This window comes from Eubacterium sp. CAG:161 (assembly GCF_000432355.1).
In the GTDB taxonomy this organism is placed as follows: domain Bacteria; phylum Bacillota; class Clostridia; order Lachnospirales; family Lachnospiraceae; genus Eubacterium_G; species Eubacterium_G segne.
The window spans coordinates 222,992-233,938 of the sequence record NZ_HF991874.1 but is presented as its reverse complement, the minus strand read 5'-3'; the positions used below and the strand labels follow the sequence as shown (position 1 = coordinate 233,938).

Annotated in this window: 11 protein-coding genes; 3 read left to right on the top strand and 8 right to left on the bottom strand. The window is 34.4% G+C overall.

What is annotated here, in order from left to right:
- On the top strand, positions 1-355 hold a 355-nt coding region (locus Q5O30_RS11100; protein WP_302674706.1), incomplete at its 5' end, for a 4Fe-4S single cluster domain-containing protein.
- A 20-nt stretch (positions 356-375) separates the two neighbouring features.
- The gene (gene dut, locus Q5O30_RS11095) at positions 376-813 is read left to right on the top strand and encodes a dUTP diphosphatase (protein ID WP_021953816.1); all 438 of its coding nucleotides are present in this window, start codon (positions 376-378) and stop codon (positions 811-813) included.
- A gap of 37 nt (positions 814-850) precedes the next feature.
- Here dut and spoIIP read toward each other — a convergent pair whose 3' ends face one another.
- On the bottom strand, positions 851-2,014 hold the full coding sequence (gene spoIIP, locus Q5O30_RS11090) for a stage II sporulation protein P (protein WP_021953815.1): 1,164 nt from the start codon (positions 2,012-2,014) through the stop codon (positions 851-853).
- Between the two features lie 179 nt (positions 2,015-2,193).
- The gene (gene gpr, locus Q5O30_RS11085) at positions 2,194-3,105 is read right to left on the bottom strand and encodes a GPR endopeptidase (RefSeq protein ID WP_021953814.1); all 912 of its coding nucleotides are present in this window, start codon (positions 3,103-3,105) and stop codon (positions 2,194-2,196) included.
- Positions 3,106-3,325: 220 nt separating this feature from the next.
- Between gpr and rpsT the strand changes: the two genes are divergently transcribed.
- Positions 3,326-3,589, top strand: coding sequence for a 30S ribosomal protein S20 (gene rpsT / locus Q5O30_RS11080; RefSeq protein ID WP_021953813.1), 264 nt, complete (start codon positions 3,326-3,328; stop codon positions 3,587-3,589).
- A gap of 79 nt (positions 3,590-3,668) precedes the next feature.
- Here rpsT and holA read toward each other — a convergent pair whose 3' ends face one another.
- Genes holA through Q5O30_RS11050 form a run of 6 tightly spaced genes read right to left on the bottom strand, consistent with a single transcriptional unit; the run spans position 3,669 to position 10,861 of the window.
- Positions 3,669-4,652: a DNA polymerase III subunit delta gene (holA, locus tag Q5O30_RS11075; protein ID WP_021953812.1), complete on the bottom strand. Its 984-nt coding sequence runs from the start codon at positions 4,650-4,652 to the stop codon at positions 3,669-3,671.
- A 45-nt stretch (positions 4,653-4,697) separates the two neighbouring features.
- Positions 4,698-7,100 (bottom strand): DNA internalization-related competence protein ComEC/Rec2, encoded by a 2,403-nt coding sequence (locus tag Q5O30_RS11070; protein ID WP_021953811.1) that lies wholly within the window; start codon positions 7,098-7,100, stop codon positions 4,698-4,700.
- A gap of 12 nt (positions 7,101-7,112) precedes the next feature.
- Positions 7,113-8,084, bottom strand: a complete 972-nt coding sequence (locus tag Q5O30_RS11065; protein WP_021953810.1) for a GerMN domain-containing protein — start codon at positions 8,082-8,084, stop codon at positions 7,113-7,115.
- 15 nt (positions 8,085-8,099) lie between these two features.
- A complete protein-coding gene (locus tag Q5O30_RS11060; protein ID WP_021953809.1) occupies positions 8,100-9,554 on the bottom strand; it encodes a cell wall metabolism sensor histidine kinase WalK in 1,455 nt (484 codons plus the stop codon).
- Between the two features lie 4 nt (positions 9,555-9,558).
- Positions 9,559-10,245 (bottom strand): response regulator transcription factor, encoded by a 687-nt coding sequence (locus Q5O30_RS11055; RefSeq protein WP_021953808.1) that lies wholly within the window; start codon positions 10,243-10,245, stop codon positions 9,559-9,561.
- Positions 10,246-10,258: 13 nt separating this feature from the next.
- The gene (locus Q5O30_RS11050; protein ID WP_021953807.1) at positions 10,259-10,861 is read right to left on the bottom strand and encodes a ComEA family DNA-binding protein; all 603 of its coding nucleotides are present in this window, start codon (positions 10,859-10,861) and stop codon (positions 10,259-10,261) included.
- Between the last annotated feature and the right edge of the window lie 86 nt (positions 10,862-10,947).

Genomic DNA, 10,947 nt, shown 5'->3' with positions numbered 1-10,947 from the left:
ACTAAGCTTCCCCGCCTATGCAGGTATTACTTTTTTAGGTGGAGAGCCATTTGCAAAGGAGAATCAACATGACCTTCTTCTTCTGGCAAAAAAAATTAAAGAAACTTACCCTGATAAAAACATATGGTGCTATACCGGTTATGAATTTGAACGGGACATTATGGGATATATGTATGATAAATGGCCATACACAAAAGAACTTATGTCATATATTGACGTTTTAGTAGATGGTCCCTTTATAGAATCCCTAAAGAACCTTAATCTTGTTTTCAGAGGTTCTGAAAACCAGCGTCTTATTAAGTTGCCGGAAACTCTTTCTTCCGGCAGAATATGTTTGTGGGAGAAAGAAATATAAAAATTTTAAGGAGATTAAAAATGCAGTTAAACATAAAAAAACTAAATGAAAAAGCCATTGTTCCTACTTATGGTTCAGACTACGCAGCAGGTGCCGACCTTTACGCCTGCCTTGACGAACCTATTACCATCAATCCCGGTGAAACAAGTTTTATTGGAACAGGTCTTGCCATGGAAATACCTGAAGGCTATGCCGGTCTTGTTTATGCAAGAAGCGGTCTTTCCTGCAAAATGGGATTAGCTCCCGCTAATAAAGTTGGTGTAGTCGATGCGGATTACCGTGGAGAAATCACCGTTGCCTTATACAATCACTCTCAGGAATCCCGCACAGTGGAGCCCGGTGACAGAATTGCCCAGATAGTAGTTACTCCATTTTTGAAAGTTAATTTCAATGAAGTAAATGAACTTTCAGATACTGTAAGAGGTGCTGATGGATTTGGTTCAACAGGAAGAAAATAATTATATAAAACAAGGTGCTGAAGTTTTAGGATTTCCCTTACTTAGAAGCACCTTGTTTATTTTTACCCATTGTAAGATTTATAAGCATTGCTAAGGGCTCTGCCGCATTTTGCGCTTCCTCATATGTATTAGTCTGGGCTCCCACCTCTATTAACATGCACTGCCTGCACAAATCAAGATTATATTTATAAGCATTCACGTAATTTCTTCTTGTAAATCCCGGATAATAAGCCTCTGCATTCACCTTCATCTGTAAAACCAGCGCAAGATTTTCATATAAATAAGGATTATACAAATAATCAATATTTCCTGAATTTTTAAATCTGGACATACCATTAAAAAACATTATCTGTGCAGTCTTTTTTCCATTAACCTCTGTAACTAATCTGGTGTTTTCATTTATGCCGTCACGATGTATGTCAAGCACAAGGCTGATGGAAGGATTTTTTTCCAAAATCTTTTTAACCCCTACTCTTGCCTGATCATATGCTTCACTTCTGTCTAACTTTCCATTTACTATGTCATATTTAGTAGTGTCATGAATTACATTATACCCAAACTGACTTTTAAGTATTTTGGCTAATCTGTCTCCTACTCCTATTATGGTGGTTGATACATCGTCGCTACTGTCAGCAAATTCTTCCTGGGAATGGGTATGATAAATCAATATTTGAGGTTTTGTATTATTCCCTTTTATTTTAAAATTCTCGTTTAAAGCAGATTTTATGGGTATGTCCCCAGAATAAAGGCTTGTTGCCTCTGTCACAATATAAAATCTGTCCATAACATCTTTAAAGCTACCTATGTTTTGAGCATTATATAGTCTTCCTGTAATTTTTGGCGTAGGAACAATCACATTTGCTGATGCCGCAACTGCCTTTTTCTTTTTAGGTTTTGTCTCTTTTTCTGTAGGCTGTTCCTTTTTTTCTGCATAGTTTGCATTTTCATATATAAGATTAATTACCTGGTCATACCCCGGATCAGTTGTATCATAAGTATATTCACTATGCATCATATATTCAGAAACAATTTTGTTTAACAGTTCCTTCTTTGCCATTTCAGAAATATTTCCGTGATTCTCCACATAAAGCATATATTCATTCATAATCCCCGAATTTTCAACTATTTCCCTTGCAATTACAGATGATGCATTATTTATGGCTTCCCCTGTAACTTCTCCTGCCTTGTTTCCTGAAATCATATTAATACACCTGATGGTTATATATATGCACAATAATACGATTATGATTTTCACTGAAATCGAAAACAGTTTTTCTGAAATATTTATTCTGTTTTTGTTTAAATATAATCCTTTTTGCACATACTCACCCCACTTTGTCCCACTGATATAGTATATGCCACAAGTTTTACCCTTAGAACTTAATTAAATAATTCCCTGCAATATTTATTAAGTCCATGAGCAATGGTTGTGCTTAGATTTTCCACAATTTCATCCACATCCTTTGGTGTTACAAACATCTGCTCTGTTTCCTCTGACAAAAGTTCTTCAAACAGCTGGTATTTCTCCTGCTCTGTATAATCTTCAAAAAGTTTTACCACGGAATTATTTTTAACTGAAGATAGAATTTTAATTAAATTTTCCATAGTGTCATTAACAATGGTAGCACCGCTTACTACCATGGGAACGCCAATGGCAATAACCTTTCGGTTTAATGACTCCTGATTTATTCCTTTCCTATGGTTACCTATACCTGACCCCGGAGTAATTCCCGTATCAGTAATCTGTATGGTTGTAGTTATTCTCCTTACATTACGGGCAGCTAATGAGTCAATAGCAATAACTAAATCAGGATTTACTTCATTTATAATCCCCTTAATTATGGAAAATGTTTCCATTCCCGTTTGGGAAAGTACACCCGGAGAAACACAATATACTCCCTTTCCGCTTTCTATTTTTTCCACGGTTTTAGGCCCTAATGCATCAGGAGTGGCATAAAGGTTTCCCAGCCCCACAATCAATACACTTTCAGGTCTCTGTTTTTCCATAATTGTTACGAGGTTGTCAGTTAATTCTTCAGCAATTTTCTTTCTGAAATCTTCATCATTATCCTTTAACAGTTTAGTTTCCATTGTAACGTAACATCCCTCAGGCTTACCCATTTCACCAGCACCCTTTTCGTTAAATATATCCACTACCGTAGTAGTCATATGCATGTTTTCATCATATTTTTTATTTATTTTTACACCTTCAATTTCAACATTTCCCTTAAATCTTTCCCTCTCTTCCAGGGCTAAATCTGTATATATATTGTTATTTTCCAAAAAAGACATTTTCTTCTCCTACTAATTTAATACCTATAATTAGTTTAAGCATCTTTTAATGTTTTATTAATTATTTTTCAATAATACTATTGACATATTATTTTTCTTTTACTAAAATAATCCTTGATGTCTGCGTCGACGTCCGCATTTCCAGTGGCGCAGATATATAACAGGATTTCCAATCTCTCTCAACGGAAATCTTAAACGTTAATAAGCGGAGGTATTAAAAATGGCTAATATTAAGTCAGCAAAGAAAAGGATTTTAGTTAATCAGACAAAGTACGAAAGAAACAAATCAGTTAAGTCAGCTGTTAAGACTGCTGTTAAGAAAGTTGAAGCTGCTGTTGAAGCAAACGACAAGGCTGCAGCTAACGAAGCATTAATCGCAGCTACAAAGCTTATTGAAATGGCTGGTTCAAAGGGAATTTTCCACAAGAACAATGTTGCCAGAAAAGTTTCAAGATTAACAAAATTAGTTAACACTATTGCATAATTAATTGCAACAAAAATAAGAGGCTGTTGTTTTTTCACTTGTGTTGAAACAACGGTCTCTTATTTTTTTCTTTTATTTACTATCTGCTTTTTCTGCTGTACTTAACTAAAAGCATTTCCACCCCTATATTTTCATCCATGCGTCCTGATTTTATTAATTCTTCCGTACTTATACTTTCTGCCAGCCCTGCCTTAAGCTCCGAAACCGTAAAGTTTCTGCTTTGGGAAATGCTCTTAGATGCTATAAATCCCTGAACACCCATAGCTCCTGCTATTTGCTCTTTACTCATACCTCTGGCAGATAAATCCTTTGCCTGAAGAATAAGATTAAACTGTCTGCTTATCATAAACAGTATTCTCATAGGTGGCTCTTTTTCTGCTATAAGTTCATAATAGCAGTCTAATGTTTTTTGCTGATTTTTTACGGATATGGCATCTATCATATCAAAAATTCTCACATTTAACTGCTTAATGCACACTGCATCAATATCATTTTTATTAATAACATTTTTGTCATAGGCATAACTTATAAGTTTTTCAATTTCCTGTGACAAAATTTCCATATCTGTTCCCACATTAGCAATAAAATACGCCATGTCAGCCTTTGTTATCTTCTTTCCATTGTAGTCAAAAATTTTGGCAGCCCACACTTCAATATCCTTTTCGCTCTGGCGGTTTATTTCGCATATATATCCGTTTTTCTTTACTGCCTTATACATTTTGCTGCGCTTGTCCACGTCCTGCTCCACAAAGAGAAAAATGGTAGTTTCAGGAATTTTATCCATATACTCAGCCAACTGTTCTCCACCGGTTTTAAACAAACCTGACTGCTCTAATACAATAAGTCTGTACTTTGCAAAAAAAGGAAATGTTTCAGCATTATCAATAACTTCATTTATGTCAATGTTTTTTCCCTCATACAGGGCTAAATTCATTGTATCTTCCCCTGCTATTGCCTTAATAAGCTGATTTTTGTAGTTAAGCTTAAGGTATTCCTCTTCTCCGCAAATTAAATATGCATTTTTGAAATTTCCACTTTTAATATCCTGTGCTAATGTTTTCACTTCTTACCTCTGCCATTTTTTATTAAACTATGTAATATCTTACCTTTAATTCTTCATAACGTCAATTTCCATATTATTTTCCTTAGAAAAAATCTCTATCTCACCGGATAAATCCGTCCGTAAAATCTTTGAATTTAAACTTTTAAGCTTATTTATGGTTTCAGTCCCCGGATGTCCGTAACTGTTATCTTCCCCTACAGATATAACAGAATACGCCGGCATCACTTTTTTTAAAAATTCCATATCCGAAGAATATTTTGAGCCGTGATGTGCCACCTTAAGAATTGTATAGTTATTATCTATTTTATTTATAATGCTTTTTTCTATTTCTGCCGGGATATCCCCGGTAAACAACGCCGAAAAGTTTTCATATTTCAAGCTTAAAACTGTTGAATAATCATTTCTGTTATCAGATATATATTTCCCATCAGGATGAATACATTTAATTTCCACTTTGCCCAATTTCATAGTGTCTCCCTCTTTTATGTATAACACCTGTATTCCTTTTGTTTTTGCTGCTGTAAGTAATTCATCATATGCTTCATCCTCATAGGAAACATGGGGCATTACCAGATTTCTGATTGTCAGACCGTTTTCAGTATTCATATTTAGAATTTCTTCTATTCCACTTATATGATCCTTATCGGCATGAGTTATAACGGCATAATCAATAACCCCTGTACCTGATGCCTTTATGCAGGGAATCATTCTGTATTTAGCCACATTTTTTACATCACTGCTTCCTCCATCTATTGTTATGGTGGTACCATCATCTGCCTTTATAAAAATTCCGTCTCCCTGTCCCACATCCATAAACTGAATATCAAGTCCTTTTGATGGTGTATAATAAATAAAAAATCCTGATAAAATACTTATTCCAATAACAGCCAGACGTATTTTAAAATCGAATTTTCTCTGCTTTTTCAAAATTATCTGACTGCTTATGACTTTCTTACCATTTTCATCAATCATCTCTTTTATATTGCAGTCTTTTTCGTAATTCTTTCTTACCAGTGTAAAACAAAACAGGGAAAATACAATCACTATGTAATATAACACTATGATCTTTATTGTCGGTTTTCCCACCACAATCACCGCTCCCGGTATTTTAAGAACATTTTCACATAGAAAAGTATAAACTTCTAATATAAGACACCCCGGTGTCAAGGCAGTTTTTCCCATTAAAATACTAAGAAATCCCATACCGCTTCCTGCTATCGCCGATATTACCACTATTCCCAACAGTGGAACCACGATAATGTTTAACATAAACGAATATGTCGGCAACTGGAAATAATTATATGCAATTACAGGATTCATAAATATTCCTATGCACAAACTAAAAACAATACTGTTGGCTATTTTGGATTTGATGTTTATTAAATAAACCACTTTAGGCCAGATTATGGTTATGGTAATCATGGCACAAAAAGACATTTGAAAGCCTGAATTAATAATTATAAAGGGATTATCTGCTAACAGAATAAGTGCCGATAAGGATATGGCTGTAATGTAATCATACTTTCTTCCTAAAATTTCTCCTATTAGTTTTAAAATAAACATCACGAATGCTCTTATTGTGGCAATTCCCATGCCTGATGTTATGGCAAATAATGTAACAACTGCTATGGTCAGGGCAGAAGACGTTGCAAAGGAAAATCTTTTTCGAAGCAGGCTATATAAAAACATACCAATTAAGCTTATGTGCAAACCACTAATTGCCAAAATATGGGCTATTCCCGATAAAGAATACAAATCCTTTATTTCCTGATCCAGTTCCGTCTTATCTCCCATAAGAATTGCAGAAAAAATTCCTGCCTTATTACCATACAACCACTTATCTTTCCCATTAGTATCACATAATTTTGAAAACATCCCTACAACATATTCCCTTAACGTACAAAGCTTATCTCTTAAGAAATCGTAATTATCATCTGACACATAATACTCTTTTACTGCTATTTTGGTTGTAATTCCAATGGATAAATAATACTTTTTGCTGTCAAAATTTCCTTTGTTACGGGCAACTTCAAACTGCTGAATTTTCCCCTTTAAATATATCTTATTTCCTATTTTTAAATCAGGTTCTGATTGAAAATAAGCAATAATATTTCCACACTCCCTATTATTAATTAAGGCATTTTTCAAATATACATTATAGCCGTACTGTGTTTTTAATATTTTATCAACACTTCCCTGACCTTCCCCCTCTATATTGCCTAACTTCCATGCCACATCCCGCTGTAACATTTTGTTGTTTGTATTTAAAAAACCTAAAGAAATAAACAAAAAAATCACCACAAAAACACCTGCATGCTTTTTTGTAATGATTTTTATAATAACCATTATTAAAATAACCGGTATAAAAACGGCTATGTTTAATTTTAAAACAGCTATTACCTCTCCAAGTACAAAGACCAATAACAACACAAAAATCGGTCTTTTCATAACTGTCTCCTATTAATTATCTAACTTTAATTTAGTAGTATCTTCTTCGCTTTCAATTAAATCAAGGTTCCTGATAAAAGGCTCTGATAGAGATATATTATTGTGATATTCTAACATTGCATCACCGTTGATACTTATCTGGACTTTGTGAATTTCATTTAGTCCAGATAAAGAATTTACTATAGAATATATAACTAATGTATCTGACACTGTGCTTTGCTCGTTTAAAAAGCTTTCGTCAAAATCTACATAACAGATATTGTTTGCAGTCATAACATTAACCGTCTTTATCTTATTAGAAAGTGTAGCTACATACCCTTTCTTCTTTGGTCCTCTGATTAACTGTTCCACAATAAACTGTTCCTTTGACTTTTCCCCATACTTAGCATTCATAAGCTTGTATTCCTTAAGCATATTACCCTTTTTATTGGCAAAATACAAAACAAAATCCGCTGTGGCATGAGTATTGGTTCCACCCCCTAAATCTGCCACGAAATCTGATGCCTTCATTGTGCCCACAAGACTTCCGTCCTTTTGTCTTAAAGGTGCATCATTTACGGTAAATGCCACATAATCTATACCTTTTATCTGTGTTAATGTAAGTACCATTGCTGAGCGGCACAATACCTCCCTGTCAGCAGCCAACATGGAATATTCTTCTGAAAAATTAATTGTGGCAATTCTGTCAGTAATATCGTATCCGTTAATTTTAACCTTTTCAGGTACTGCCGCAGCTTCCCCATCCTGCTTACCATTTTGGGTTAATTTTTCAAGACATTCCTCCGTCAGCTTAGCAGTATCCTTTTGAGTTAATGTAACCCTTTCATTAACAAGTTTCTTTTTATCCAAATCAACATAATAAATTCTTGTACCTGTAGTTGCACTTTTTCTGCTTTCTCCACAACCTGCCAAAACCGCAACGGCAGCAATGCATACTACTAATAACATCATTATTGCTTTTTTATTTAACTTATGATTTTTCATATATTTACCTGCCATTTATGGAATATACTTAAGAGGAATTCTAACAGTAAAGGTAGTACCTTCCCCTTCTTTGCTGTGAATCTTTATGGAGCCATGGTGCTTAAGCACTATATCCTTTGTAATTGCAAGTCCCAGTCCTGTTCCTCCGGTTTCTCTCGACCTTGCCTTATCCACTCTATAAAATCTGTCAAATACCCTCTTTTGGTCTTCCTCTGATATACCAATTCCGGTATCTGTAACCTTTAAATAAAAATACTGATGATCCGAGTTAAGGGATGCCGTCACAGTTCCGTCAGTATTATTGTACTTAATTGCATTCTCCACAAGGTTTGTTGCCACACTGGCAAATTTTATCTGATCTACATCAGCAATAACCGGTCTGAAACTTTCAAACACAAGTTCAATGTTTTTTGCCTCTGCAATAGGCTTTAATCTCTTTAACACAGCCTCTAATATTTCATTTATATTTACTGATGAAATATTAATTTCAATATCCTGCTTTTCTAATTTTACCAATTCCAGCAAGTCTGTAATAATGTCATTTTCCCTGTCAATTTCCTTACATATATCCTGGAGAAATTCCTGATATAATTCTTCCGGCATTCCCTGCTGACCTATGAGAGATTCAGCTAAAACCTTCATGGAAGTAATTGGAGTCTTTAATTCGTGGGATACATTAGATACAAATTCCTGTCTTGTTTTGTTTTGGGTATTCATTCTGTCTACAGTCTTTTGGAATCTCTCAGTAACCTCAACCACTTCAGAATAATCTCTCTTACGCTTATTAATTTCCTTTCCCTTAGAAATATTTTCAATATTATCCTGAACCCTCTTTAACGGTCTGCTAAATAATCCTGAGCACATCCATGCCAATACAAGGGCTAAAACTGTCAAAATGCAATCTACCATAACAGTGTATCTTTTTATTTTGTCACCATATGTATCCACATCTGCAATTGAATAATTAATATACAACGCCCCAATTATCTTTGATTTGGTTTTGCCCCCTGAATCCGGTGCGGTACTAACAAGAGGTATGGCAAACTCCACATATTGCTCTTTTAGATTCTTAACATATATATTCTCGCCATCTATACACTTCAAAACACTGTCCGAAATACTTGTTTTTCCGATTTCGCTACTGTCTGTATCCTTTAAAATGGTATATTGTCTGTTAATAATCTCAATTCTGCAATTATACTCTTTAGACAATTGTTCAATCTGGGTATCTACAATTTCAGACTTTAAATTTTCAATATACCCTTCACTTATAATGCTGTTTTTAAGCATTGTATTATTAGACTTAAATCTGTCTATCTGCTTGTCGGTATATCCGTTAATAGCCATAACCGCAATGAACACACTAAGCAGTATTGCCGGAATCATTACGGATACAGCTACAATCATAAACACTCTGAATTTTAAACTTTGAATACTTCTTACAAACCTGCTAACTGACTTTTTCTTCATTTAACTAACCCTGAAAATAATATCCCATGCCCCATTTAGTATGAACATACTCTGGTTTTGCCGGATTTTCCTCAATCTTTTCTCTTAACCTTCTTACATTTACATCAACAGTTCTTGCATCACCTGGATACTTTGACCCCCAGATAATGGTAAGTAACTGCTCTCTTGAGTATATTTTTCCCGGATTTTCAGCCAAAAGCTTTAATATATCAAATTCTTTAACAGTAAGTTTTATTTCAATGTCTTCTATGTACAAGCGCTTTGCTTCAATATCTAACTTCATCTTACCTGAAATAATAACCTTCGGCTCCTGTGGTACACTGACGCTTCTCTTTTTGTTTCTTCTTATAATAGCCTTAATTCTCGCTTTAACCTCTAATATATTAAAAGGCTTTGTAATATAATCATCAGCACCATATTCAAGACCTAAAATCTTGTCCATGTCATCCCCTTTAGCCGTAAGCATTATAATTGGCATATCAGAAAACTCCCTTACCTGCTGGCAAACCTCATATCCTGATAATATTGGAAGCATTAAGTCAAGAAGTACAATGTCATACTCCTTCTCCTTACACTTATCTACCGCTTCCTGTCCGTCATATGCACAGTCCACTTCGTATCCTTCCTGCTCTAAACTGAATTTCAGCCCTTTTACAATTAACTTTTCGTCATCAACCACTAAAGCCTTCATTTATTATCCTTTCTTAATTAGCCGTAATTTCATTACTTATTTTTTTAAACAGTGCATCCCCAATTCCCGAAACCTTCTTTATGTCCTCAATATTGGTAAAATTACCATTTTCATTACGGTACTGTATAATCGCCTTTGCCTTAGCTTCACCTATGCCGCTAAGTCCGGTAAGTTCTGCTACGTCTGCACTGTTAATATTAATCTTTCCTGAACCGGTTTTGTTATCATTATTTTGATTTTTTTCATTAGATATTAACTTTTTGTATTGTTTCTTAGTGATTATATTTATATTCTGGCTATCTGCCACTGTTTCTGCCTGATTAATATAGTCCTTCTTTGCTGCTTTAGTCATTCCTCCGGCTTTTTCTATCACTTCAAATACCCTACTGCCTTGTTTTACTGCATAAACCCCCGGCTTTTTCACTGCTCCCGTAACATACACATACAAATCTTTAGCCTCTGTCGCAATCTCCTGCCTGGTTTTTGTTTCATTTTCACTTTCTAATGAAACACTGTTTTTGTTATTTTCACATCCGGAAAAAACCACTAAAAAAAATAACGTTAAAATGCCAATTACAACTAATGCTGTATATTTTTTATTTAATTTATTAAACATTCATCCTCCTATTGGAGTTTCCCCATGAACGCATATAATATAATTATACAAAATATAAAAAAGTTAGCAACATTCAAATTGAACAA